The sequence below is a fragment of the Pseudomonas sp. B21-056 genome, from assembly GCF_026016325.1.
In the GTDB taxonomy this organism is placed as follows: Bacteria; Pseudomonadota; Gammaproteobacteria; order Pseudomonadales; family Pseudomonadaceae; genus Aquipseudomonas.
Genome location: NZ_CP087203.1, coordinates 2,056,714 through 2,082,467, shown reverse-complemented (window position 1 = coordinate 2,082,467; position 25,754 = coordinate 2,056,714). Strand labels below are relative to the sequence as shown.

Sequence of the window (25,754 nt, the reverse complement as noted above, 5' to 3'; positions counted from 1 at the left end):
ATGAAAAACCGCCTCGAATTTCGTGCCTGGCACGCTAAACTGCCCAACCTGGCTGATTGCAGCCGGACCGGTTGCGGGCTTTCGGGCCGCGAAACCCACGAATTCCTTGAAAGAGTAGTCATCATGAGCAAAGTCAAACTGACCACCAACCACGGCGACATCGTCCTGGAACTGAACGCCGAGAAAGCGCCGATTACCGTTGCCAACTTCATTGAGTACGTCAAGAAGGGTCACTACGAGAACGTCGTGTTCCACCGTGTGATCAAGGGCTTCATGATCCAGGGCGGCGGTTTCGAGCCTGGCATGCAGGAAAAGAAGGACAAGAGCCCGAGCATCCAGAACGAAGCCGATAACGGCCTGAAGAACAAGAAATACTCCATCGCCATGGCGCGCACCATGGATCCACATTCGGCATCGGCGCAGTTCTTCATCAATGCCAGCGACAACAGCTTCCTCAACCACACCGCCAAGAACGCCCAGGGCTGGGGTTATGCCGTGTTCGGTGAAGTGATCGAAGGCCAGGACGTGGTCGACAAGATCGAAGGCGTTGCCACCACCTCCAAGGCTGGTCACCAGGACGTTCCAAAGGATGACGTGATCATCGAGAAAGCCGAGATCATTGAGTGATCCTACTGATTTCAGATCTGCATCTGGAAGAGGAGCGCCCGGACATCACCCGGGCGTTTCTGGATCTACTCGCCACCCGCGCCCGCTCGGCGCAGGCGTTGTACATTCTCGGCGACTTTTTCGAAGCGTGGATCGGTGACGATGCCATGACGCCGTTCCAGCGTTCCATCTGCCAGGCCCTGCGCGAACTGAGCGACAGCGGCACGGCCATTTTCCTGATGCATGGCAATCGCGACTTCATGCTGGGGCAAGCCTTCTGCAAAGCGGCCGGCTGCACCCTGATCAAGGACCCGAGTGTCGTGCAGTTCAACGGCGAACCGGTGTTGCTGATGCACGGCGACAGCCTCTGCACCCGCGACGAAGGCTACATGAAGCTGCGGCGCTGGCTGCGCAACCCGGTCACGCTGTTCATCCTGCGCCACCTGCCATTGGGCAGCCGCCAGAAACTGGCGCGCAAGCTGCGCAGTGAAAGCACCACACAGGTGAGGATGAAAGCCAACGACATCGTCGACGTCACGCCCGAGGAAATTCCACGGATCATGCAGCAGTATGGCGTGAAGACCCTGATCCACGGCCACACCCACCGCCCCGCCATCCACAAGCTGCAACTCGGCGAACAGGCCGCCCGGCGCATCGTGCTGGGGGATTGGGACAAACAGGGCTGGGCGTTGCAGGTGGATGAACAGGGGTTTGCGTTGGCGCCGTTTGGGTTTGCCCCACCGCCACAGCTGGCAGCCCCACCTCACTGACGCCAGACACAGATCCCTTGTGGGAGCGAGCCTGCTCGCGATAGCGGTATGCCAGTCACTGATGAGTTGACTGATACACCGCTATCGCGAGCAGGCTCGCTCCCACATTTGGATTGTATTTCAGCTCCCGGTCAGTGCCCACTGGCCGCCGGCCCCGCCTTCGCCGCAAACGGCGGCTTCGCCAGCCACACCAATACGATCAAGCCCATGAACGCCCAGCCCAGCAGCGTGAAGTAATCCACGGTGGAAAGCATGTACGCCTGGCTGGTGAGGACATGGTCAAGCTGCGCATAGGCCGGGGCGCTCGGGCCACCGAGCTGGTTCAACACTTCGCGGGTGGCCGGATCGAACGTGCTGATGCTCTCGCTCATATAGGCATGATGCTCGTTCGCCCGGCGGATCCAGATCCAGGTGGTCAGGGACGCGGCAAAGCTGCCGCCCAGGGTCCGCAGGAAGGTCGCCAGCCCCGCGCCATCGGCAATCTGCTGGGGCGGCAGGTCGGACATCAGGATGCTCAGGGTCGGCATGAAGAACAATGCCACGCCGATGCCCATGAACAGCTGCACCATGGCGATGTGCTGGAAATCCACTTCGTTGGTAAACCCGGCGCGCATGAAGCAGCTCAGGCCGATGGCCAGGAACGCCAGCCCGGCCAGCAGGCGCAGGTCGAACCTGTGGGCGTACTTGCCGACGAAGGGTGACATCAACACCGGCAGGATGCCGATGGGCGCCACGGCCAGTCCGGCCCAGGTGGCGGTATAGCCCATCTGGGTCTGCAACCATTGCGGCAGGATCAGGTTGATGCCGAAGAACCCCGCATAGCCGCCCACCAGCACAATGGTGCCGATGCGAAAATTGCGATAGGCGAACAACCGCAGATTGACCACCGGGTGACGGTCGGTCATTTCCCAGATCACGAACACGGCCAGGGCCACCAGCGAAATCAACGCACCGATGATGATGAAGTTCGACTCGAACCAATCCAGGTCGTTGCCCTTGTCGAGAATCACCTGGAGCGCGCCGACGCCGATGATCAACGTGATCAACCCGACGTAATCCATCGGCTGACGACTGGTCTCCACCGGTCGCGCCTTGAGCTGCTGGCGCACCACCATCACTGCAAAGACCCCGATGGGCACGTTGATGAAGAAGATCCACGGCCAACTGTAGCTGTCGGTGATCCAGCCCCCCAGGATCGGCCCGGCAATCGGCGCCACCACCGTGACCATCGCCAGCAGCGCCAGGGCCATCCCGCGCCTGGCGGGTGGATACACGGCAATCAGCAGGGTCTGGGTCATCGGGTACAGCGGCCCGGCCACCAGGCCCTGGAGCACGCGAAAGCCGATCAGCTCCGGCATCGACGTGGAAATGCCGCACAGGAACGAAGCAAGCACGAACAGCATGGTTGCCCACAAGAACAGCTTCACCTCGCCGAACCGACGGCTCAGCCAGCCGGTCAGCGGCAGCGCGATGGCGTTGCTCACCGCGAACGAAGTGATCACCCAGGTGCCCTGCTCCGAACTGACGCCCAGGTTGCCGGAAATGGTCGGCAAGGCGACGTTGGCGATGGTGGTGTCGAGCACTTGCATGAACGTCGCCAGCGACAGCCCGATGGTACTGAGCAACAGGCTGGGCGGCGAGAAGGACGCGTTATTGCTCATTGTGAAATCCTAGGAAGCGAAGATGGCGAAATCGCGGCCGGGCCGAATAAGACCGAACTCAGCCCTTGTGGCGAGGGGATTCATCCCCGCTGGACTGCGCAGCAGCCCCTGAATTGAATGCATAAACCCTGACACACCGAGTCGCAGGGTTTTGGGGCTGCTGCGCAGCCCAGCGGGGATAAATCCCCTCGCCACAGGATCTGCTGCGCTGCTTCAACGCTGCGCAGTCTTGCTCGCAGCAGCGCTGTTTTCATGGATCAGGCGCGTGATCATCGCGTCGGCATCGGCCAGTTGACGGTCGTAGACCTGGGTGCTGAACGAGGCTTTCTGCGGTGGCTGCTGGGCCAGGACCGGGCCGCTCTGGTCGCGCAGGTTGACGTTGACCTCGGTGGACAGCCCGACCCGCAACGGATGCCTGGCCAGTTCCTGGGCATTGACATGAATGCGCACCGGCACCCGCTGGACAATCTTGATCCAGTTACCGGTGGCGTTCTGCGCCGGCAGCAAGGCAAACGCGCTGCCCGTTCCCGCGCCAAGGCTGTCGATGGTGCCGCTGTACTTCACATCGCTGCCGTAGAGGTCGGTTTCGATTTCCACCGGTTGGCCGATGCGCATCTCACGCAGCTGGGTTTCCTTGAAGTTGGCGTCGATCCACAACTGATCCAGCGGAATCACCGCCATCAGCGCGGTACCCGGCTGGACCCGTTGCCCCAGTTGCACGGTGCGCTTGGCGACATAACCGGTGACCGGCGCGATCAGGGTGCTGCGGGCATTGTTCAGGTAGGCCTGGCGCAATTGCGCGGCGGCCGATTGCACGTCGGGATGGGACGACACCACGGTGTCATCCACCAGGGCGCTGGTGGTCTTGAGTTGTTGCCGGGCATTGGCCAGGGCGTTCTGCGCCGAGGTCAGGTCATCCCGGGCGTGGGACAGTTCTTCCTGGGAAATCGCCCCGCCGGCCGCGAGGTTTTTACGCCGGTTGTAGTTCTCCTGGGCCTTCTGCACTTCAGCTTCCTGCGCATTGACCTGCGCACGCATGCCGTCGACGTTGCTGTACAAACCACGCACCTGGCGCACGGTGCGGGCCAGGTTGGCCTGGGCACTTTGCAGGCCGACCTCGGAGTCGTTCGGGTCGAACTGCACCAGCACCTGGCCTTCGCGCACCAGATCGCCGTCATCGGCACCGATGCTCACCACCGTGCCGGTGACTTGCGGGGTGATTTCCACCACGTTGCCATTCACGTAGGCATCGTCGGTGCTTTCGCTCCAGCGGCCGTACAGTTCATGCCAGGCCCAGACACCCAGGCTGGCGAGAATGACGATCACCGTCAGCGCCAGCAGCATCACTTTGCGCTTGCGTGGGTTGTTGTCCTGTTGGTTTTCGGACGCTTGAGTGTCTTCTGCTGTGGCCATGACAAATACCTCAAATCAGTTATGCGGCGTGGCGGAGACCGCCGTGGCCGAGGCCAGGGTGTCGGTCTCGAAACCGCCGCCCAGGGCCTGCATCAATTGGATCGACAAATCGATCTGCTCGGCGTTCAGGGTCGCCAGTTGGCGCTGGGCCTGGAGCAGTTGCTGCTCGATACTCAGCACATCCAGATAATTGCCGATGCCCGAGCCGTAGCGCTGGACCACGGTGTCGTAGGAACTCTGCGCGATATCGGTAGCATGTTGCTGGGCACCGATCTGCCGAGCGATGTCGCGCAACTGGTTGATGGTGTCGCTGACATCCCCAAGGGCCGCGACCAGGCTCTTGTTGTATTGCGCCACCGCCAGGTCGTAGTCGGCGTCCCGGGCATCCAGGTCCGCCCGCAGGCGCCCGCCGTCGAAAATCGGCAGCGACACCGTCGGCGCTACATTGAAGAAGCGGCTGGCCGAACCGAACATCGCATCACCCAACAACGACTGCACCCCCGCCGCCGCGCTCAGGTTGAGGTTGGGGTAGAAGTTGGTCTTGCCGGCTTCGATGCTCTTGCCCGCCGCCTCGACCCGCCAGCGTGCCGCGACCAGGTCCGGACGTCGCCCCAGCAACTCGGCCGGCAGGTTCGACGGCAACGCGACGGCACTGGCTTGCAACACATTGGGTCGGGCGATTTCGTTGCCACGGTCCGGGCCCTTGCCCAGCAGCACTGCCAAGGCGATCTTGGCGCTTTGCAGGCGTTTTTCCGTGTCGATCAGGGTCGCGCTCGCGCTGGCCTCCAGGCTTTCGGTCTGTTGGAACTGGTATTCGCTGTCGATCCCGGCATTGAGACGACGCTTGCTCAGGTCAAGCATTTGCCGGGTGCGCTTGAGGTCTTCGGCGGCCAGGTCATGAATGATGTGGGCCTGCCCCAGGTCGCTGTAGGCCCGGGCCACGTCGGCGGCCAGGGTCAACTGCGCGGCCTGGCGGTCGACTTCTGCCGCGCGAGCCTGGCCCAGTGCGGCCTCCCAGTTAGCCCGCTGGCCGCCCCAGAGGTCGAAGTTGTAATTGAAATCCACACTCAGCGAACGCAAGGTGCTGTACGCGCCGCCCTGCCCCGCCGGATCCTGATCCCGGGCCAGTCGCGAACGGCTGACGCTGCCGCTGGCATCCAGGGTCGGCAGGCGCGCCGCGTTGGCGGCGTAGGCGGCGGCACTGGCTTGATGCACCCGGGCACTGGCGATCTGCATGTCCGGGCTGTCGCGCAGCGCTTCACGGATCAGACCGTCGAGTTGCGGGTCGCCGAGGCTTTTCCACCAATCGCTCTTCGGCCACGAAGCCGGCGACAGCTTGACGCCATTGAGGGATTGTCCGGCCTTGAGGCTTTGGGCTTCAAGGCTGACGCCCTCGGTCTTCAGGCCGCTGTAGCTGGCACAGCCCGCGAGGCTCATGGCCAGCAGTACCAGGCTCAAGCGGGTACGCAAAGTTGTACGGCTCATTTCCCACCCATTCGCAACACGGTGAGCGGATCACCGGCCGCCAGAAGAATTTTCTTGAGAATCTGTTCGAGGGTTTCCAGCTCTTCGCGGGTGATGACGTTGGCCAACTGGTTCATGGCGTCGGCACCGATATAAGGCAGGCGATCAGCCATGGCCTTGCCGGCGTCGGTCAATATCACTCGCACCTGGCGGCGGTCATCCGCCGAACGCTGGCGAACGAGAAAACCTTTCTGCTCCAGACGGTCGAGCATCCGGGTCATCGAACCGCTGTCCAGGGGCAGGTGCCGGCTCAGCTCGGCCGGCGTGTCGAAACCGAACTGGACCATGATGATCAGCACCTTGAACTGCGCGGCGGTAATGCCGAGAGGCTCCATGTGGGTATCGATGATCCGATCCTTGAGCATGGCGGCGCGCCCAAGCAGCAGGCCGAGATGGCAGTTGTGGAATTCGTCTGGGGTGAAGTGCTTCATCCGGTCACCGTTTGCTGCCTAGGCAGTGAATGTATGTCGAGATATTACTGCTTAGGCAGCAAATGTCAAACAAATCGTTAGCAAGCTACATACAAGTCCGACGAACGCAGAAAAACCTGTGGGAGCGAGCCTGCTCGCGATAGCGGTGTATCAGTCAACTCATCAGTGACTGACATGCCGCTATCGCGAGCAGGCTCGCTCCCACATTGGGTTTTGGGGAGGAAGTTTAGAAATCGCGCTTGTAGAAGATATCCAGCGAACTGGCGACGCCGCTGGCGGCTTCGAGGTAGACCTTTTTGCTGAGCTTGTAGCGCAGGGCGATGGTGTTGGCCGGTTCGAACACCCCGACGCCGTAGCGCAGACTGAGTTTTTCCGACAGGTTGCCGCTGGCGACCACGCTGGTGGTGTTGCCACTGCCCTGACTGTCGAGCTGGAAATCCTTGATGCCCAAGTCGTTGGCCAGGCTGGTGGTCACCCCCGAACTGCCCATCAAACCCAGGCCCAATGCGGCCTGGGCGAGCATGTTGTTGTCCTCGCCGGTGGTGCTGAGGGGGCGACCCAGCACCAGGTAGGACAGCGCCTGCTCCTGGCTCATGGCCGGTTCCGAGAAGATCTGCGTGACCGGCTGTTCGGCGCTGCCGCTCAAGCGGATGCCGGCGATCACGTCATCGGTCTGGCGAATCGCCTCGACGTCCAGATACGGCTGGTCAATGGGCCCGGCGAACAACAGTCGCGCCCGGCGCACCGTCAGCCGCTGGCCGTAGGCCCGGTAACGACCGTCGTTGAGCCAGAGTTCGCCACGGGTGTCCATGTTGTCGCCGATGTGTACCTGGCCCTGGACGTTGGCCGTCAGGCCGAAACCGGAAAAGGCGAGTTTCTCCTGACCTACGATCACATCGATGTCCATCGCCATGGCCAGCGGCGCCTTGCCCTCTTCGGTCTGGTGGCCGACGATCACCGTGTCATCCGAAACCTTGACGGTGGAGGGCGGTAATTCGCGGATGGTGATCTCACCCTTGGGCACCAGCACCTTGCCGGCAATCGACAGCCGCTCGCCGTGTAGGGTGATGTTGAGGTCAGGCGCCGCCTCCAGTACCGCATAAGGCTCGACGGTGACCGGCAGGTGCGAACCCTTGAGTGCCAGGTTCATGCTCAAGGCCTCACCCCAGCCGATGTCGCCGCTCAGGCTGCCCTGTCCGCTCTTGCCACTTTTCCAGTCGCCGTTGAGGCGTACCGTTTCGCCGGCAATCATGGCCCGTACCTGCAAGGCTTCGAGGCTGACCGGCAGTTCCGGCCCGGAGACTTCGCCATCGCTGAGCACGAGATTGCCGTTCACCTGGGGCGCCAGCAGGCCACCAGATAACGTGCCACTGCCATTCAGGTGCCCGGTGAGGGTTTCCACCATCGGCACGAACGGCCGGGCCACGGACAGGTCCAGGCCGGTCAGGCGGAACGAACCGCTGAGGGGCTTGCTGGCCGGTAACGGATTGATCTGCGCCTGGAGCATCAGTTCGCCGAGCCGGGCGCCGACAAAATTCAGCTCAGTGTCGATGCGCCTGGGGGTCAGGCGGCTGTCCAGCTTCAGGGTCTGGTAGGGAAAGTCCAGCCACTGCTCCTTGTCCCGAATCCGTAGCGTGCCGCCGCCGGCATCCACCAGAATCCGCCCGTTCGGACCGCTGGCCGGCAGGTCCACCTGCAGATCGGCATTGAGCCGGCCCTGCCAGGCAAAATCCTTGGGCATCCACTGGGCCAGGCTCTCGATAGGGAACTGCTTGAGGTGATAGCGCAGCTTCGGCTCCGGCATCAGGCGCTGGTCTTCGCCACACAGGCTGGCCTGGCCAGAACGCCAGCAGTGGGCACCGAAATTGAGCGTGCCGTTGGCCAGGCGCTCCAGCTTCGCCGGGGCTTGCAGGCGCCAATCCTGACCACCGGCCTGCACGTCACCGCTGTTCAGGCGCCCGCGCCAGTTGCCTTGATCCAGTGCGCCATCGAACCCCAGGGCAGTCTTCAGTTGCGGCCCTTGCAGGTCCAGGTTGAGCTTTTGCTGCTTGATATCACCCTGCCCGCTGACGGTCAGCACGCCCAATGAGGTGTCGCCGGCGTGGATACCGCTGGCCTTGAGGTCGACTTTGCCCCGTTGCGTGCTGTCGAGGGTAGCGTCCAGGCTCAGGCTCTGCAGGCGGTTGTCCTGGAAAGCAAGTTGAGTGCCTTGCAGGCCGAGCTTGCCTTGGGGGGCCTTGAGGGTTCCGGCCACATCGATACGGCCGTTGAGCTGGCCGCGCAGTTGCGGCCAGAGCTGAGCCAGTCGCGCGAGCTTGATGTCGATCTGGCCGGTCAGCTTCTGTTGCAGGCTGGCACTGCCGTTGATGCGGTTGTCCCCCAGGCGGATGTCCAGCGCGCTGAGATTCCATTGTTCACCGACACCGCTGGCCTTGGCCTGGAACAGCGCCGGTTGGCCGCGCAACTTGCCCTTGAGGTCGAGGTCCGCGTCGAGGTTGAGGGTGTCGTTTTTCAGCGAGCCTTTGCTGCGCAGCGGTCCGGCCAGGGTGCCGGGCAGTTCGCCGAGCCAGTAGGCCGGGTTGATGGCCGACAGGTCCAGCGCCGTATCCCAGGCAATGCCCTCGGCAAATTGCAGGTCCAGGTGACCTTCGGCCTTGCCCTGCCCCGCTGCGAGCTTGAGTTCCGGCAAGTGGATCTGCGTCAGGTCGCCGCTGAACGGGCTACCAAGACTGAAGGCGCCCGCGGGGCCGTCCAGCGCTGCCTGGAAATTGCCCAGGTACTTACCGTCGGTGTAGGAGACTTCGCCATTGAAGCTCTGCAGCGTCACCTGAGGTTCGTCGATCAGCGGGTAGAGACGATGCCAGGGGAAATCCAGCCAGGCGATTTTCGCTTCGGCGCTCAGGCCTTCGCGCCAGTCCACCTGTCCGGTCAGGTTCAGGCTTTGCCGGTCGCCGGCGTTCAGGTCCAGGCCCGCGATCTGGGCGCCATTGGCGTCGACCTGACCTTGTAACAGCAACGCCACCGGCCCCTGTTCGGCGGGCAACGTGGCCTTACCGAGCAGTTGATAACCGCTCTTCAGGTCGCCTTCACCGGTCAGTTCCAGTTGATTGAGCAACAGCGTGTCCGGCAGATCGGCGCTGGCCTTGAAGCCGTCGGCAGTGATGCGCACCTTGGCTGGGAGGTTGTCTGCCAGCGGTTGCAGCTCACCGGTCAAACGGCCTTGCAGGTAGCCGCTGCTGTCGGCGTTGAGGTTGAGGGTCTTGAGCAGCTCGCCGTCGACACTCAGGTCCAATGCCCACGGCGTGTCGCCCGGCGCCGGCAAGGTCAACTGGCCCTGGGCTTTCAGTGGCCAGTCGCCGGCGGGCTTCAACAGCCCGGAGAGTTTCAGGCTCAGTTCGTCACGCTGCAATTGCAGCGCGTCGATCTGCAAGCCCGCCGCGGTCCAATGGGCAGCCAGTTGCAAGCCCTTGAGCTGCTCGCTGCCGTTGAACAGCAGGCTGCCGACCTGTACTTCGCCCAGTTCGATGGCGACCGGCAGGTCCAGGTCCGGCAACGCGAGCGGACCACTGCTCGGCGCGTCGGCAGAGGGTGGCAGTTGCAGGCTGGCCTTATCGACCTTGAGCTGTTCGATGCACAGGGTCATGCGCGCCAGGCACAGCGGCGACCACGCGACCATCAGCCCATCGAGCTCCACACGACTGCTGTCCTGCTGCCACAACACCTGGTCGGCACGCCACTGTCCGCCCAGCCGCCCCTGGAAGTTTTCCACGCTCAGGCCCGGCACCAGGCCAAGCGTCCAACGGCTGCCCGGTTGCGTACCCAACAGGGCGCTCAAGGTCAGCACCACCAGCGCCAGCAAGGCAGCGAGCGCCAGCAGTGTTCTCTTCAAACCACGACTCACAGCTCAGGCCCCATGGAAAAGTGCAATCGAATGCCGCCCTCGTCGTCCAACGCATGGGCCAGGTCGAGGCGGATCGGGCCTACCGGCGATACCCAGCGCACGCCAACGCCCACGCCGGTCTTGAGGCTCGGCAGTTCAAGGCTGTTAAAAGAGTTCCCCTGATCGACGAAGGTCGCGACCCGCCATTTTTCCGCAATCGAATATTGGTACTCGAGGCTGCCAGCGACCATGTAGCGCCCCCCGATGCGATCGCCTTCGTTGTTTTCCGGCGACAGGCTCTGATAATCGTAGCCGCGCACGCTCTGGTCGCCGCCGGCGAAAAAGCGCAGGGACGGCGGAATGGATTTGTAGCCATTGGTGGCGCTGCCGCCTATCTGGGCCCGGGCCAGCAGGCGATGCTTGTCGAACACCGTGGTCAGGCCCTTGACCAGGGCCGTGCCGTAGACCACGTTGTTGTCCGACCCCAGCCCTTCCTTGGCGACCTTGGTGTCGAACTGCAAGCGATAACCGTTGTGCGGGTCGATGCGGTTGTCGCTGCGCAGGTACGAATAGCTGACGCCCGGCATCAGCAGCGTGCTCAGGCCCGAATCGTCACCCAGGCGATACTCCTCGCGCTGCCACTTGAGCGACACCACCCGCTGCCAGCCGCTGGGCAACTTGCTGTGCCATTCGGGGCCGACGGTCAGCAGCTTGCTGAGGCTGTCGGTATCGGCCAACTCTTCATACTGATAGCCGCCGGCGTAGCGCAGTTTGTCGGTCAGCGGTGGGTCCAGCGGTACGTCGTACCACAGGCCGACGTTCTGCCGGGGTGCCGACACCTCCGTCTCCCAGCCGTAGCTGTGGCCCTGGGGATTGACCCAGTGGCGCGTCCAGTTGGCCTTGGCCCGTGGGCCGACGTCGGTGGAAAACCCCAGGCCCAGGCCCATGGTGCGCGGCTTGCGGGTGTCAAGCTTGACCGCTACCGGAATCACGTTGTCCGTTGCTGCGGTGGGCGCCGCATCCACGCGCACGCCTTCGAAGTAACCGCTCGATTGCAGGGCCTGGTTCAGTTCGGCGATCAGTTCGGAGTCGTAGGCCGTACCGGCCTTGAACGGCACCATGCGTTGCAACAGCTCTTCGTCGAACGGCGTATCGCCCTCGAAACTCACCGGCCCCAGGGCGTAGCGCGGCCCGCTATCGTAGATCAGCTCGATATCGGCGACACCGGCCTGGGGGTCCACCTGCAATTTCTGGCTGACGAATCGTCCGCTGAAAAAACCATAGCGCGAGGCCTGGTTCTGGATCAGCCGCTTGGCGTCTTCATAGCGACCATGGTTGAGCACCGCGCCCGGCTTGAGGGCCGCGTTGTCGGGTATGCGAAAGGCCTTGAGCGACGCCGCCGGGCCGTCGATGCGTACCGTGATGTTGCGCACATGCACGGGCTCGCCGGGGTCGATGCTCAGGACCAGGCGCGGCGTCTTGCCACCCTTGACCTCGCTGTCGATCCGCGGCTGATAGTAGCCCAGTGCCTGGGCGGCTTTGCGCGCCTGTTCCTCGGCGCCACGGCTGAAGCGCAGCAAGGCCTCTTCGTCACGATCACCCAGGCCACCGATGTAACCTTCTACGTTGGCCTTGAGTGCGTCATTGGACGGTTTGACCCGTACATCCAATTCACTTTGAGCCAGTACCGCGCAGCTGAGGGACAGCAAAAACGCGCCACTGGTTATTCGTCCTGGGAGTTTCATGGCGCGGATGCTAACACGGGCTTGGGAGCCTGATAGAACCGGACATGTCTCAAAAGTTCGCAGACCAGGATGCGCTTCAGGCCGTTGCGCTTTGCAAAACCTGGGGATTGGGGTGGAAGAACACGTGCTCGCGGATCGGTCCTACCGCAATTTCACCGATTTCCTCATACCCCTGGCGCTTGTAGAACTCCAGGTATCGCGGGTTGCCGGTGTCCAGGACCACGCCTTGCGAGTGCTCATCCACCGCACACCAGTTATGCACCGCCTCGAGCAACTGCTCGCCAAAATGCTTGCCTTGAAATTGTGGATGCACCCCCAACAGCGGCAACACATGGACCGCATCCGACGGCAGGCAGCCTGTCACCGCCGCGTGGTACTCAAGGTAGCGCCGGGTGCAGCGAAAACCGGTGCTCAACACCATGCGCAGGCGCCAGGCCCAGCTTTCGGTGATACCCAGGCGTCGTTGGGGGGGCGCGATCAGGGCGATGCCGATCAGCCGGTCGTTGACCAGCAGGCCGATGGCCGGCAACTCCTGGAGAAAATGCTGTTTGACCAACTCACGCACCGTTGCCCGCACCCGCTGCTCATAGCCCGGGCGTTCGGACTCGAACAGGTAGCTGAACGTCGGCTCATGGCGATAGGCCTGGTACAGCAACGAACGGGCTTCGCGGGAATAGCCGCTGTCGAGCATGTGGATATCGGCGATGGCGGTGGCGGTTTCAGGCATGGGTGGATCTCCTCGGCAAGGTCTAAGGTTGCTGTAGGAGCTGACGAGTACAACGAGGCTGCGATCTTTTCACTGTCCATTGAGTCTCAAGCAAAAGATCAAAAGATCGCAGCCTTCGGCAGCTCCTACAGGGCAGCCGAACCGGAATCAGTTCTCTCGCCACAGGACATTAGCAGCGCATTTGTCCTACTGCCACGCTGGCCCCCTTCCGACATGTCAGCTAGCATCGCAGTTTTGCCAGGACAGCCGACCATGAAGATCGTCTCCTTCAACATCAACGGGCTGCGCGCCCGCCCCCATCAGTTGGCGGCACTGATCGAGAAGCATCAGCCGGACGTGATCGGCCTGCAGGAAACCAAGGTCCACGACGAGCAATTCCCCCTGGCCGAAGTGCAAGCCCTGGGTTACCACGTGCATTACCACGGGCAAAAAGGCCACTACGGCGTCGCCCTGCTCTCCCGCCAGGCGCCGCTGAACCTGTACAAAGGCTTCGAGAGCGACGATGAAGACGCCCAGCGGCGCTTTATCTGGGGCACCTTCGCCGACGCCAATGGCGTGCCGGTGACCATCATGAACGGCTATTTCCCACAAGGTGAAAGCCGCGATCATCCGACCAAGTTCCCGGCCAAGGAACGTTTCTACAGCGATTTGCAGCAACTGCTGGAAAGCCGCTTCCGCAACGACCAGCCCGTGGTGGTGATGGGCGATGTGAACATTTCCCCGGAAGACTGCGACATCGGCATCGGCCCGGACAACATGAAGCGCTGGCTGAAAACCGGCAAATGCAGCTTTCTGCCGGAAGAACGCGAATGGATGGCCCGCCTGAAGAACTGGGGCCTGGTGGACAGCTTCCGCCACCTGAACCCGGACGTCACCGACCGCTTCAGCTGGTTCGACTACCGCAGCCGCGGCTTCGAGGACGAACCCAAGCGTGGCCTGCGCATCGACCTGATCCTGACCTCCCACGGCCTGCTGCCACGGGTCAAGGACGCCGGTGTGGACTATGAACTGCGGGGCATGGACAAGCCTTCGGATCATGCGCCGATCTGGCTGCAATTGAGCTAGCACGCGCTGCCCAGTGGGAGCGAGCCTGCTCGCGATAGCGGTGGATCTGCTTGCATTGATGTTGAATGTGCCGCCGTCATCGCGAGCAGGCTCGCTCCCACAGAGGTCGAGGGTGGCTGTCATTTTTCAGCAACCTGACTGACTTAATCTTGCGGCATTTCTCTGGGTTCAGAAGGTGCCGAGATGCGGCTTTGGGTGGGCTTTTTCGTGGGGCTGTGGCTGCCGCTGGTGGCCTGGGCCAGCGACCTGCCGGTACCCGAGCAGGGTCCTGCCCTGCGTATCCAGGGCTCGAACACCATTGGCGCGACGCTCGGACCGGCGCTGGTCAAGGGGCTGATGACAGACCAGGGACTGCTCAAGGTCAGCAGCGAAATCACCGGCCATGACAACGAGCAACGCATCGTCGGCCAGACCGCCGATGGCCGACGGCTGGAGATCGACATCGCCGCCCATGGCTCCAGCACCGGTTTCGCTGCTCTCAAGCAGGGCGACGCCGATCTGGCCGCCTCTTCCCGCCCAATCAAGGACAACGAACTGAAGGAACTGCTGCCCCTCGGTGATCTGAAAAGCCCTACGGCCGAGCAGGTCATTGCCATCGACGGCCTGGCGATCATTCTTCACCCGCAGAACCCGTTGCGTCAGCTTAATACCGTGCAACTGGCGAAGATTTTCAGCGGCGAGGCGAAAACCTGGGAGTCGGTGGGCAGCGTCGGCGGACCGATACGGCTCTATGCCCGGGATGACCAGTCCGGCACCTACGATACCTTCAAGGAACTGGTGCTCAACCGCCAGGGCAAACGGCTGGATCCTGCCGCCCTGCGCTTCGAATCCAGCGAACAGTTGTCCGACGCCGTCAGCCAGGACCCGCAAGGCATCGGTTTCATCGGTTTGCCCTACGTCCGCCAGGCCAAGGCGCTGGCGATTGCCGACGGCGACTCCCAACCCATGTTGCCGCTGAACAACCTGATTGCCACCGAGGACTACCCGTTGTCCCGGCGGTTGTTCTTCTATTTGCCGCCCCAGGCGAGCAACCCGTGGGCCGAGGCGCTGGTGGCGTTCACTCAAAGCGACAAGGGCCAGGCCATCGTCGCGGCGAACGGATTCATCGCCCAAACCGTGCGGGCCATGTCCGTCACGCCCAACGCCTTGATGCCGGAGGGCTATCAGGCCTTGAGCCGCCGCGCCCAGCGCCTTAGTGTCAATTTCCGCTTCGCCGAAGGCAGCGCCAGCCTCGACAACAAGGCCCGCCAGGACCTGAGCCGCGTGCTCGATTACATCCGGCAACACGGTAAAACCGAACGGCACGTGACACTGGTGGGTTTCGGCGACGCCAAGGACGATCCGGCCCGAGCGGACCTGCTGTCCAAGTTACGGGCCATGGCGGTGCGACGCGAACTGGTCAGGAACGGCGTGACGCTGCGGGAGGTACGCGGGTTCGGCGCATTGATGCCGGTGGCGGCCAACAGCGAGGATGAAGGCCGGATCAGGAATCGGCGGGTGGAGGTCTGGGTGTACTGAAATCTCCCGGCCGACATCAAACCCTGTGGCGAGGGGATTTATCCCCGCTGGGCTGCGAAGCGGCCCCAAAACCAGCCACCGAGGTGCAACAGGATGAACCGTGTCAGCCGATTTGCGACTGCTACGCAGTCGAGCGGGGATAAATCCCCTCGCCACAGGGACTTGCCCTTGCCATAGGATTCTGCGCTGGGCCTGATGGTTACCGTCCCGCCAACTCCATGATCATCCGCGACAGCAGATACACCCGCGGCACCACGCTTTCCACTTCCGCGTATTCCTCAGGGGTGTGGATGTTGCCACCGACGATACCGAAGCCATCCAACGTCGGCGTGCCGACCCCGGCCGACAGGCTGGCGTCTGCCGCGCCGCCGCTGCCTTCTTCGGTGAGCTTGCGTCCCAGCTCACCGTAGATGCCCTGGGCCATGGCCATCAGGCGATCCGACTCCGCCGTCTGCGGCATCGGCGGCAGGCCGCGTTTCAGGCTGGTGGTGACCTCGGTGTCGGCGATCAGTTTGTCCTGCGACACCCGGGCCAGGTCTTTTTCGATACGGTCAAACTCTTCCGGCACCGCGGCCCGCACGTCGGCCTTGGCGGTGGCCTTGTCGGGGATCACGTTGGTCCGGTCGCCCGCGTTGAGCACCGTGAAGTTGATGGTGGTTTTCTTGTCCGCGTCGCCGAGCTTGCCGAGCTGGAGAATCTGGTGTGCCGCTTCCATCGCCGCATTGCGCCCCAGTTCCGGCGCCACACCGGCGTGGGACGCCTTGCCTTTGACCTCCACCAGCGCCGTGGCACTGCCCTTGCGCCACACCACCAGGCCGTCGGCCGGACGACCCGGTTCGAGGTTGAGGGTCACGTCATGGGCCTTGGCGGTTTTCTTGATCAGGTCGGTGGCGACGTCCGAGCCGGTTTCTTCGCTGGCGTCGAGCAGGAAGGTGATCTGTGCGTAATTCTTGAAGTCCAGGTTCTTGAGCACCTTCAACGCATAGATGCCGGCGACGATGCCGCCCTTGTCATCCATCACACCCGGCCCGTAGGCGCGGCCATCCTTGATATGGAACGGACGCTCGGCAGCCGAGCCTTCCTTGAACACCGTGTCCATGTGGGCCATCAGCAGGATCTTCGCTTTCCCGGTGCCCTTGAGGGTCGCCAGGATGTGCTGGCTGCCGTCGGAATTCGGCACCTTTTCAATGCTGGCGCCCAGCTTCTTCAACTCATCGATGGCAATGTCGCCGACCTGGGTCAGCCCCGGCACATAGCCGGAGCCGGAGTCGATGTTCACCAGTTTTTCGAGCAGTTTCAGGGCCTCGCCCTTGTACTGTTCGGCATCGGCGAGTACCTGTTGATTGGGCTGCGCGAAAGCGGCGGGAGCCAAGGCGCCGAGGGCCAGGCTCAAGCCGAGACTCACGGCCAGACGGGAGCGCAGAGCGGTAATCATCATGATTTCATCCTTGTTCCGTATAGAAAGACTGCACGGGCACCCTACCCGAGCCAATGGGCAGCCGCCACCCGAAGGCAGAGGATTTAAATCCTGTAGTCCTCTTCAGATTTGGCTATACATGACAAGGGGGTATCCGCAAACAAGCCCCATCGGCCCAGGCTGACCGAACACATTGCGTCGTGGTTCATGGAGAGAAAGGCATGCTGTTGTGGGTGATCCTCGCTGTATTCATCGTCTGGAGCTGGCTGACCTATCCGAGCATCGGCCAGGTGCTGTTCGACCTGGGCATGGCCGTGGAAACGCGTCTTTCAAGGCTGCATAAAATCACCGTACCCATCAGCGAAATGACGGTATCGACCCTGCAAGGTGGCCCCTACGAAGCGTCCGGCAGCATCCTGATGCTGCATGGCTACAGTGCCGACAAAAACCTCTGGCTGCGGGTTGCCCGGCAGTTTGTCCGTGATTACCGGGTGCTGATCCCCGACCTCGCCGGCCATGGCGAAACCGGCTTCAAGGCCGGCGGCGGCTATGACATTCCGACCCAGGCCCGGCGGGTGATCGAGCTGCTCGACGCCTGCGGCCTGGACAAGGTCCATGTGATCGGCAACTCCATGGGCGGTTACCTGGCCGCCTGGCTGGCGGCCACTTCACCCGAGCGCGTGCTGACCCTGGCGCTGCTCAATCCGGCCGGCGTCACGTCGCCCCAACCCAGCGACATGGATCGCCTGGTGGCCGCCGGCAAGAACCCGTCCCTCATGCGTTCGCGCAGTGATTTCGCACCGTTCTACGCGATGACCATGGACTCGCCGCCCTGGGTACCGAAGGTGGTGTTGGCGGCGGTGGCCGAGAAGTATGTGCAGTGCCGGGAAGAGCTGGCGGAAATCTACGCGGACTTCAACGCCAGCCCGCCGATGGAGCCGCGCCTGGCCGACATCCGCGCCCCGTCGCTGCTACTCTGGGGCCACCAGGACCGGATGATCGACGTCAGTTGCGTGCCGGTGTGGAGCAAGGGCATCGCGGATCTGCGGGTGGAAATCTGGGAAGGGCTGGGTCACTTGCCACCGATTGAAAAACCGGAACGGACTGCGGCGCTGTATCGGGGGTTTCTCAAGGGGTTGGGGCAGTGACGGTGTACGAGCTGTTGGATCAGTCCCTGGCAGAATGAAGTCCTGAAGATTCTTCGTTTGCCGGGGCTGGAGAAGGCTGCGATCTTTCGTCCCACTTTCATTCCCAATTCCCACCGCCCGAACCAGGAACTCCTACCATGAGCTTCGTCAGTCCCGACCTGATCCGCCAACGCTTCTCCAGGGCGATGTCCGACATGTACCGCGACGAAGTGCCTCTGTACGGCACGCTGATGAACCTGGTGGAACAAACCAATACCCAAGTGCTGGTCAACGATCCGCAGTTGGCCGAACACCTGAGCAGCACCGGCGAACGCGAGCGCCTGGACCTCGAACGCCACGGCGCGATCCGGGTCGGCACCGCGGCGGAACTGGCGACCTTGAGTCGGTTGTTCGCGGTCATGGGCATGCAGCCGGTCGGCTATTACGACCTCACGCCCGCCGGGGTGCCGGTGCACTCCACGGCATTTCGCGCCGTGCATGAAACCGCTCTGCAGGTCAGCCCGTTCCGGGTATTCACCTCGTTGCTGCGCCTGGAACTGATCGACAACGCCGAGCTTCGGGCGTTTGCCCAGTCGGTGCTGGCTGAACGGCAGATTTTTACGCCCCAGGCCCTTGAGCTCATCGACCTTGCAGAACGCCAGGGCGGCCTGACGCAAGCCCAAGCCGACGACTTCGTCCTACAGGCCCTGGAAACGTTTCGCTGGCACCACAGCGCCACCGTCACGGCCGAACAGTACCGTCAACTCAGCGCCCAGCACCGTTTGATCGCCGACGTGGTGGCCTTCAAGGGCCCACACATCAATCACCTGACACCGCGCACCCTGGACATCGACATCGTCCAGGAACAGATGCCTGTGCATGGCATCACCCCCAAGGCGGTGGTCGAAGGCCCGCCCCGTCGCCAGTGCCCGATCCTGCTGCGCCAGACCAGTTTCAAGGCGCTCGACGAGCCCGTCGCGTTCATCGACCAGCCACACGCCCAGGGCAGTCACAGCGCCCGCTTTGGTGAAATCGAACAACGCGGTGCCGCCCTCACCCCCAAGGGCCGTGCGCTCTACGATCAGTTGCTGAACGCGGCGCGGGATGCCTTGGGGGAGTTTCCCAACGAGGCCAATGCCGTGCGCTACAACACGCTGATGGCCGAACACTTTGCTCCGTTCCCGGACACTCACGATGAGCTGCGCCAGCAGGCACTGGCGTACTTCCGCTATTTCGTCACGCCAAAGGGCCTGGCCGTCAAAGGCTCGATCGAGCCATCAACGTCGTTGGAACAGCTAGTGGAGCAACAATACCTGCGCGCCGAACCGCTGGTGTACGAAGATTTCCTGCCGGTCAGCGCGGCCGGTATCTTCCAGTCGAACCTCGGCGATGACGCCCAGAGTCGTTATGCCGGACAGTCCAATCGCCAGGCCTTTGAACAAGCGCTGGGACGAACGACGATCGATGAGCTGGGGCTGTATGCCGAGACGCAACAGCGTTCCATTGATGAATGCAGGGTGGCGTTGGGTTTGTAGGAACGCCGGTTCATCTGCCTGGCTATGGCGAAGGCACTTACTGTGGCGAGGGAGCTTGCTCCCGCTTGAGTGCGGAGCACTCACAAAGAGGGTCTGCTGCGCAGCCCAGCGGGAGCAAGCTCCCTCGCCACAAGATCGGCTTGGCAAGAAATGCACACCTGCTTTCGCCATGAAGCCCATCAATCGAGTCGTTGTGTCTGTGCTCACGGGCTCACAGCCGCTGCGCAGAAAACTGCGCGACATTGCGCAGGCCGTTGCGCACATCCTGTCCAAATGGCCGGCAAACACTCGACAGCCTCTCTATAAAACTCATTAACCACTTGAAATTACAGCATTTTTTAAAAAATGGCATAGCTCTTGATAACCCTCAGGCACCTCGGGACGATTTTTTCCCGGGTCCTTTAGTTATCCAGCAAGGAGAGCATCCATTGGCTACCCCCGCGTACATGTCCATCGAAGGCACCAAACAAGGTCTGATCACTGCCGGTGCGTTTACCGCCGACTCGGTGGGCAACACCTATCAGGAAGGTCATGAAGACCAGGTCATGGTGCAGGGCTTCCAGCATCAGGTCATCATCCCGCGCGATCCACAGTCCGGCCAGCCAACCGGCCAACGCGTGCATAAACCGCTGGTCATCACCAAGGTGTTCGACAAGGCTTCGCCGCTGCTGTTGGCGGCGCTGACCTGCGGTGAACGCCTGACCAAAGTTGAAATCCAGTGGTACCGCACTTCTGCTGCCGGCACCCAGGAGCATTACTACACCACCACACTGGAAGACGCGATCATCGTCGATATCAAGGACTACATGCTCAACTGCCAGGATCCGGCGAACGCGCACTTCACCCATCTGGAAGATGTGCACTTCACCTATCGCAAGATCACCTGGACCCACGAAGTCAGCGGAACCTCGGGCTCCGATGATTGGCGCTCCCCGGTTGCCGGTTAATACCGGGACAGCTGTTCACGCATCGGCCGGCTCTGCTGGTCGATGTGCATGAATAAAATCGGAAGTGTTTCAGACGGTGTTCGCCCAGTGCAACGGCCTCGGCATTCCATGCACTGGTAAAGAGCCAGACACTGGGCGAACGGGCACAATAATAGTGGAACTTTTGTGCCATGTCCGCTTAATCGCGATAAATAATTATTTACTCTTGGAGTATTTTGATCGTTGCCTGTCAATACTCACTTGTTTGATCAATTAATCGTTTGATTGAGTTTGACCGGGTTGCCTTACAGTTCAGCGGAGCCCGCCCTCCAAACTTTGGATCCATATAAATAGCTATACAACCCGTTATACAAATGCAATACATCAGTACAACAAACCCCTCCAACAAAACATGTAGCGTGTCACAAAAACTTAACAATACTTATAAATCGATGCTTTTATCTGGATCGGTGTGACCGACTCGCGTCATGGCGTCCGATTTTTTGTGCATCGGTTTCCCCCGCCCCAGGGTCACCTTCGTGCTGCTTGCGCCTGGCCGGGTCGTTGGGTCGCAAGGCGTCGTTGTCGCGCTCCACTTCGCCGGGCAGCGCCGGTTCATCGGGGTTCTGCGTGGTGTGATCGGGGGTGTGCTTCATGGCTACTCCTGGCGTATTCGGGCTCGCAGATCAGGCATCGGGGTCGGCGACTTCTTCGGCGACGTTGGCATCGGGGGAGCGTTGGTGGAGCTGTTCGGCCCGGGCCTTGAGCGCTTGCCACTGCCCCAGGTCGATAGCCCCTTGGCCGAACAGGTCGTTGGCCACCTGCATCAACTCGGTGAAATGAGCATCGGGCGACTGCTGCCAGTAGGCCTTGTCGTCAAACAATCGCTGCCAATCTGCCAGCGACGGGGGTTTGAGGTCATCGCTCATGACGGGCTCCTGTTGTTCCTGCCTGGGCATTCATAAGGTATGAGGGCTGGCGCTAGCGGGGAGTTCCGACGAGTCTTAGTAGCCGGTCATTTCCAGGTAACCGCTACCGCCCTGGCTGCCGCTCACTTGCACCGGCCCTTCCCAATAGGGAATGCGCAGGTCCATCCAGGCGTTGGGGTTCAGGGCGCGGGTACTGATCTCGACGTGCTTGCCAGGAATCCTGATGGACCAGCGCACCGGCATCGAACGTCCGGCGACCTTGGCAGTGTCCAGCGGTACAAGCTCGATATCGCCGGCGTGGAGGGGTTGCGCCTGGCCCCGGGCGTCGATCCAGGTGCCGGTGAGGTACGGCGCCCCTTCCTTGTGGCGCATGCGGTAGAGCATCACGTGCTCGCCACTGTCCAGGTGCAGGGAGAACCAGTCCCATCCGGTCTGGTTGGCGGTCAGCGGCTGGCTGCTCCATTCGCGATCAAGCCAGGCCGGACCACTGACCGTATAGCGCTGGCCGTCGATTTCCAGTTGACCACTGGCCTGGAAGAACGGCTGGCTGTAGTAGTACGACGCCTGCCCTTGTTCGGATTTCTGGCTGAAGCCCTGGTCGCCCTGCAACACCAGCGGACGGGTCGAAGTGAGCCGCAGCTCATAGCGAAAGTGTGGGTCGCGGGCCTTCAGTTGCATGTCGGCCAAAGGGTCGGCTCCGTTTGCTTGCGTGGCGAATTGCCAATCGTCGATCCAGGCACTGAACGGCGTGGCCTGCACCCCGGCCTGCCCCACCCCGCCCCGTGCGTAGCGCTCGGCGGCATGATGGACCGTGGCGGAAGTGACTGCGGCGTGACCGAGCCAGATCGTCTGGTTGCGCCAGCCATCCACCTGGGGACCAGCGCTCAAGGCGCTGCGGAACAATGTCCATTGCACGCCGAAATCGCGACCCTCGGCGTCCTTGAGATTGGCGGTGACATACCACCATTCGATGCGGAATCCCTCATGCACGCCGTGATCCGCCGGAAAACCGAACACCCGCCCCGGCACTACCGGTGTGAAGGCGACGGCCTCGCCACCCAGGCCGGCAAAGCCTTTCTGGGGTTCCGGCGGGTTGTCACAACCGCCGAGCAGCGCCAGCAGCATCAGGCCGATTCTGAGCTTCATGAGCGATCTTCCTGGGAAAAGCGCCTCAGCAGATCCGCCGGCTGCGTGCGGTACAAGGCGTACAACGGCCAGGCGGAGGCCAGCAGCGTGGCGAACATCGCCAACGCCAGCAATTGCGCCAGTTGCAATGGGAACACCCGCAACGGCAGGCGCCAGCCGAAGGCCTGCACATTGATCACCGCATCCAGACACCAGGCCAGGGCAATGCCCAGCGGCACGGCGAGCACCAGGGTCAGCAGCGACAGCAGCCAGGTCTGGCCGAGATTGAGCAGCATCAGTTGCCGACGCGTCACGCCCAGCGCCCACAGCGGCGCCAACTGACCGAGGCGACTCTGGCTCTGGGTCAACAGGCTGATGAACAGCGCCACCCCGGCCACGGCCAGCGTCAGGCCGTTAAGCGCGGCCGTGGCGGCAAAGGTGCGTTCGAACACCTGGGTCGACCAGCCCTTGAGCCGGGCCTGATCGACGATCCGGCTGTCGTCCAGGTTGAATCGACTTTGCAACGCCGACAGTAGCGTCGGGATCGCGGACGGTTCGATCCGCAGGTTGAAGCGGTACGGCGTCAGCTCCGGCCAATGGGCAAGCAGGTGGTCGGCATTGACCAGCACATGGCCCTTGGGATTGCCGTAATCGGCGTAGATCCCGACGATGCGCGGCATCCATGGCCCCTGGGGGGTCGGCAGGGTCAGCGGGTCGCCAACCCGGACCTTGAGGCGCCGGGCCAGTTGTTCGCTGAGCATCAGCGTGTCGGCGGCGGCCAGTTGTTCCCAGGGTTTGTCGGCGGATTCCAGCAGCGGCCAATGCTGGCGATAGGTGGGGTGATCTATGATGCCGAAGACGTCCGCCGGCCAGCCTTGCAAGGGGACCGATACCTGCCAGTTGGGCAGTATGGCGGTCACGACCGATTGCTGTTTGAGCCAGGCGTGCAACTCGCCGGCCTGGGCCGGGGTCTGCGGGCTGACGTACAGTTCTGCGCTCAGGCGTTGCTCAAGCCAATGAGTGAAGGTCTGGCGGAAACCTGCGGTCATGCTGCCGGCGCCGATGTTCGCCGCCAACGCCAGCAGCAAAGCCATCAACGCCAGGCTCAAGCTTGGCAGTTGCTGCCGGCAATCGGCGAGAAACCATTGCCCGAGCACTGAACGGCTGCGACGCAGCAACAGGTTCAGCGCACGATTGAGCAACACCGGCAACGCCAGCGCCGCCCCCAGCAGTAACGCCGTCATCAGGACAAAGCCGCTGGCCAGGCTGTCGCCCCGGATCAACGCAAACAAGGCGATCAGCGCGGCCAATGTCGCCACCCAGCCCTGGCGGCGCAGCCAGCGCGCATGGGCCTGATGCCAGGCCTGGGGATTGGCCAGCGCCAGCAACGGCAAGCGCGCCGCCCGCAGCAAACTGTCGGCACCGGCCAGCAGCGCACCGAGCAGGCTCAGGCCCACCCCGCCCAGCCACCACCACGGGCTGAGATTCAAATGCCCGGCCACTTCGGCGCCGTACAACCCGCGCAGGCTCGCCGCGACATCCGGCAACAGCAGGCTCGCCAGCCAGTAACCGCTGAGTACCCCGGCAACGCCGCCCAACAAGGCCAATGCCCCCAGCTCGACAGCCAGGCTGGTGACCAGCATCCGCGCACTGACGCCGCACGCTCGCAGGGTTCGCAGCAGATTGCGACGTTGCTCCAGGGCCAGGCCGATAGCGGCGTGAACAATGAACAACCCCACCACAAAGGATAGAAAGCCCAGGGCGTCGAGGTTCAGGTGAAAGCTTTCGGTCAGGCGCGACAGGTTGTTTTCTTCATCGGCACGCTTGAATTGCAACCGACCATTGAACGCTTCCGGCAACGCTGCGCTAAACGTCGCGGGTAGCAACAATCGCGACAACCGATCCGGCAGCCCGAGCACTTGCTGGGCGAACCCGATGTCCATCAACAACAGGCCCGGCGCCATGTCCGCCTGGGTGTGCAGCGGCGGCAAGGCGTGTCCATCGGCGGTAAGGGGCCGGTCGCCCTCGCCCAGTCCCAAGGCTTGCAGGGTCTGCGGGGCGATCCAGGTGCGGCCGGGCTCAGTGAAAAATTCCACCACCTCGCTCATCTCCCGCGCCTGCCCCGCCAGCGCCGCACCGGGGGGCAGAGATACCGGGTCGATGCCCAGCAGTTGCAGGCGCTGGTCTTCATGCCCCTTGAGCATGACCCTGGCCTGCAATACCGGTGACACCGGCCACCCCTGGCGACGCAGCTCGACAAACCATTGCTGGGGGAAGGTACCGCCACCGGGCGCACTGAGACTGGCCTGGGGTTCACCACCAATGAGCTGACTGGCCCGGGCGTAACTTTCCCGGGCCTGACTGTTCAAGGCTTGCACGCCGGTCAGCAGGCTGGTGGCGAGCCAGAGCCCGGTCAACACGCTGAAAAACTGTACCGGGTGCTGGCGCCAATGACTGAGCAAGGCCTTGAGGGTCTGACGAAAGATCATCACCCCTGGCCCACCTGCGCCAGCCGCCCACCGTGCAACACCACGCGTTCAGCCAGGCGGGCCGCCACCCGTGGACTGTGGGTGACCATCAGCAGACTGGTGGCGCTGCCATCCAACAGCTCCAGCAGCAGGTGCAGTACCTCATCGCTGGTGGCTTCGTCGAGGCTGCCGGTGGGTTCGTCGGCCAACAGCAACGGCGGCCGCGAGGCCAGCGCCCGGCCCAGTGCAACCCGTTGCTGCTGGCCGCCGGAAAGCTGCTCGGGGTAACGGCGCAGCAAGTCTTGCAGGCCCAGCCGCTGTACCAGATGGGCCTGCCAGGCCGGGTCGTAGCGACCGCACAGACGCGCCTGGAACGCCAGGTTGTCTTCGACCGACAGGCTGCTGATGAGGTTGAACTGCTGGAACACCAGGCCGATTGCCGTGCGCCGCCAGTTCGCCAGTTCGCTCTCGTTCATACCGTCGAGCCGATATCCGTCACTGCGGATACTGCCGCGATCGACCTTGTCCAACCCGGCAACCAGGTGCAGCAAGGTGCTTTTGCCACTGCCAGACTCCCCCATCAGCGCCAGGCTGCTGCCCGGCGTCAACGTCAGGTCGACGCCTTGCAGCACCGATAACGGTCCCTGAGGGGTGACATAGCTTTTAAAAACGTCGCGGACTTCAAGCATGGGACGGCTCGATGGAAAAACGTGAGGCTCAGGATAGCGGAGTTAAGCGACCACCCTACCTCAGGAACTGCACGACGGCTTTTCTATCCTTGGCCATGACACAGTCAACATCGATGCAAACAGACCCACCGCTATCGCGAGCAAGCTCGCTCCCACAAGGGATTGGCGCTCGGGCGCAGCTTTCGTGAACACCGCGAA

At 62.6% G+C, this 25,754-nt stretch carries 20 protein-coding genes; 7 read left to right on the top strand and 13 right to left on the bottom strand.

What is annotated here, in order from left to right; all coding sequences use genetic code 11:
* Positions 1–123 precede the first annotated feature (123 nt).
* Positions 124–627 carry a peptidylprolyl isomerase gene (locus LOY67_RS09280; protein ID WP_265066890.1) on the top strand — a complete coding sequence of 168 codons (504 nt, stop codon included), beginning with the start codon at positions 124–126 and terminating at the stop codon, positions 625–627.
* On the top strand, positions 624–1,376 hold the full coding sequence (locus LOY67_RS09275; RefSeq protein WP_265066889.1) for a UDP-2,3-diacylglucosamine diphosphatase: 753 nt from the start codon (positions 624–626) through the stop codon (positions 1,374–1,376). Before LOY67_RS09280 ends, LOY67_RS09275 begins: the two co-directional genes overlap by 4 nt.
* A 131-nt stretch (positions 1,377–1,507) precedes the next feature.
* Here the strand turns inward: LOY67_RS09275 and LOY67_RS09270 are convergent, their stop codons facing one another.
* The 7 genes from LOY67_RS09270 to LOY67_RS09240 all read right to left on the bottom strand — a co-directional run bounded on the left by LOY67_RS09270 (position 1,508) and on the right by LOY67_RS09240 (position 12,757).
* Complete coding sequence (locus LOY67_RS09270) at positions 1,508–3,037, bottom strand: DHA2 family efflux MFS transporter permease subunit (protein WP_265066888.1); 1,530 nt, start codon at positions 3,035–3,037, stop codon at positions 1,508–1,510.
* Between the two features lie 213 nt (positions 3,038–3,250).
* Positions 3,251–4,450, bottom strand: coding sequence for an efflux RND transporter periplasmic adaptor subunit (locus tag LOY67_RS09265; protein ID WP_265066887.1), 1,200 nt, complete (start codon positions 4,448–4,450; stop codon positions 3,251–3,253).
* Positions 4,451–4,465: 15 nt separating this feature from the next.
* Positions 4,466–5,935: an efflux transporter outer membrane subunit gene (locus tag LOY67_RS09260; RefSeq protein WP_265066886.1), complete on the bottom strand. Its 1,470-nt coding sequence runs from the start codon at positions 5,933–5,935 to the stop codon at positions 4,466–4,468.
* Positions 5,932–6,405, bottom strand: a complete 474-nt coding sequence (locus tag LOY67_RS09255) for a MarR family winged helix-turn-helix transcriptional regulator (protein WP_265066885.1) — start codon at positions 6,403–6,405, stop codon at positions 5,932–5,934. The genes LOY67_RS09260 and LOY67_RS09255 overlap by 4 nt, the downstream gene beginning before the upstream one ends.
* Before the next feature lie 226 nt (positions 6,406–6,631).
* A complete protein-coding gene (locus LOY67_RS09250; RefSeq protein ID WP_265066884.1) occupies positions 6,632–10,306 on the bottom strand; it encodes a translocation/assembly module TamB domain-containing protein in 3,675 nt (1,224 codons plus the stop codon).
* On the bottom strand, positions 10,303–12,030 hold the full coding sequence (locus tag LOY67_RS09245; protein ID WP_265066883.1) for an autotransporter assembly complex protein TamA: 1,728 nt from the start codon (positions 12,028–12,030) through the stop codon (positions 10,303–10,305). The genes LOY67_RS09250 and LOY67_RS09245 overlap by 4 nt, the downstream gene beginning before the upstream one ends.
* Positions 12,031–12,106: 76 nt before the next feature.
* Positions 12,107–12,757: a GNAT family N-acetyltransferase gene (locus tag LOY67_RS09240; protein WP_265066882.1), complete on the bottom strand. Its 651-nt coding sequence runs from the start codon at positions 12,755–12,757 to the stop codon at positions 12,107–12,109.
* A 252-nt stretch (positions 12,758–13,009) separates the two neighbouring features.
* Between LOY67_RS09240 and xthA the strand changes: the two genes are divergently transcribed.
* Positions 13,010–13,822, top strand: coding sequence for an exodeoxyribonuclease III (gene xthA / locus LOY67_RS09235; protein ID WP_265066881.1), 813 nt, complete (start codon positions 13,010–13,012; stop codon positions 13,820–13,822).
* A gap of 183 nt (positions 13,823–14,005) precedes the next feature.
* A complete protein-coding gene (locus tag LOY67_RS09230) occupies positions 14,006–15,340 on the top strand; it encodes a phosphate ABC transporter substrate-binding/OmpA family protein (protein ID WP_265066880.1) in 1,335 nt (444 codons plus the stop codon).
* 199 nt (positions 15,341–15,539) lie between these two features.
* Here the strand turns inward: LOY67_RS09230 and LOY67_RS09225 are convergent, their stop codons facing one another.
* On the bottom strand, positions 15,540–16,778 hold the full coding sequence (locus LOY67_RS09225; protein ID WP_265066879.1) for a M20/M25/M40 family metallo-hydrolase: 1,239 nt from the start codon (positions 16,776–16,778) through the stop codon (positions 15,540–15,542).
* 200 nt (positions 16,779–16,978) lie between these two features.
* Between LOY67_RS09225 and LOY67_RS09220 the strand changes: the two genes are divergently transcribed.
* The 3 genes from LOY67_RS09220 to LOY67_RS09210 all read left to right on the top strand — a co-directional run bounded on the left by LOY67_RS09220 (position 16,979) and on the right by LOY67_RS09210 (position 20,366).
* Complete coding sequence (locus LOY67_RS09220) at positions 16,979–17,905, top strand: alpha/beta fold hydrolase (protein WP_265066878.1); 927 nt, start codon at positions 16,979–16,981, stop codon at positions 17,903–17,905.
* A gap of 137 nt (positions 17,906–18,042) precedes the next feature.
* The gene (locus tag LOY67_RS09215) at positions 18,043–19,419 is read left to right on the top strand and encodes a VOC family protein (RefSeq protein ID WP_265066877.1); all 1,377 of its coding nucleotides are present in this window, start codon (positions 18,043–18,045) and stop codon (positions 19,417–19,419) included.
* 428 nt (positions 19,420–19,847) lie between these two features.
* Positions 19,848–20,366 carry an Hcp family type VI secretion system effector gene (locus LOY67_RS09210; RefSeq protein WP_041022074.1) on the top strand — a complete coding sequence of 173 codons (519 nt, stop codon included), beginning with the start codon at positions 19,848–19,850 and terminating at the stop codon, positions 20,364–20,366.
* 437 nt (positions 20,367–20,803) lie between these two features.
* On the opposite strand, the gene LOY67_RS09205 is transcribed toward LOY67_RS09210, so the two are convergent.
* From LOY67_RS09205 to LOY67_RS09185, 5 genes are all read right to left on the bottom strand, one after another.
* Positions 20,804–21,001 carry a hypothetical protein gene (locus tag LOY67_RS09205; RefSeq protein ID WP_265066876.1) on the bottom strand — a complete coding sequence of 66 codons (198 nt, stop codon included), beginning with the start codon at positions 20,999–21,001 and terminating at the stop codon, positions 20,804–20,806.
* Between the two features lie 30 nt (positions 21,002–21,031).
* Positions 21,032–21,274 carry a hypothetical protein gene (locus LOY67_RS09200; RefSeq protein ID WP_265066875.1) on the bottom strand — a complete coding sequence of 81 codons (243 nt, stop codon included), beginning with the start codon at positions 21,272–21,274 and terminating at the stop codon, positions 21,032–21,034.
* A gap of 75 nt (positions 21,275–21,349) precedes the next feature.
* On the bottom strand, positions 21,350–22,420 hold the full coding sequence (locus LOY67_RS09195) for a lipocalin-like domain-containing protein (RefSeq protein ID WP_265066874.1): 1,071 nt from the start codon (positions 22,418–22,420) through the stop codon (positions 21,350–21,352).
* Complete coding sequence (locus tag LOY67_RS09190) at positions 22,417–24,891, bottom strand: ABC transporter permease (protein WP_265066873.1); 2,475 nt, start codon at positions 24,889–24,891, stop codon at positions 22,417–22,419. The genes LOY67_RS09195 and LOY67_RS09190 overlap by 4 nt, the downstream gene beginning before the upstream one ends.
* Positions 24,888–25,556 (bottom strand): ABC transporter ATP-binding protein, encoded by a 669-nt coding sequence (locus tag LOY67_RS09185; RefSeq protein ID WP_265066872.1) that lies wholly within the window; start codon positions 25,554–25,556, stop codon positions 24,888–24,890. The genes LOY67_RS09190 and LOY67_RS09185 overlap by 4 nt, the downstream gene beginning before the upstream one ends.
* Positions 25,557–25,754: the final 198 nt, after the last annotated feature.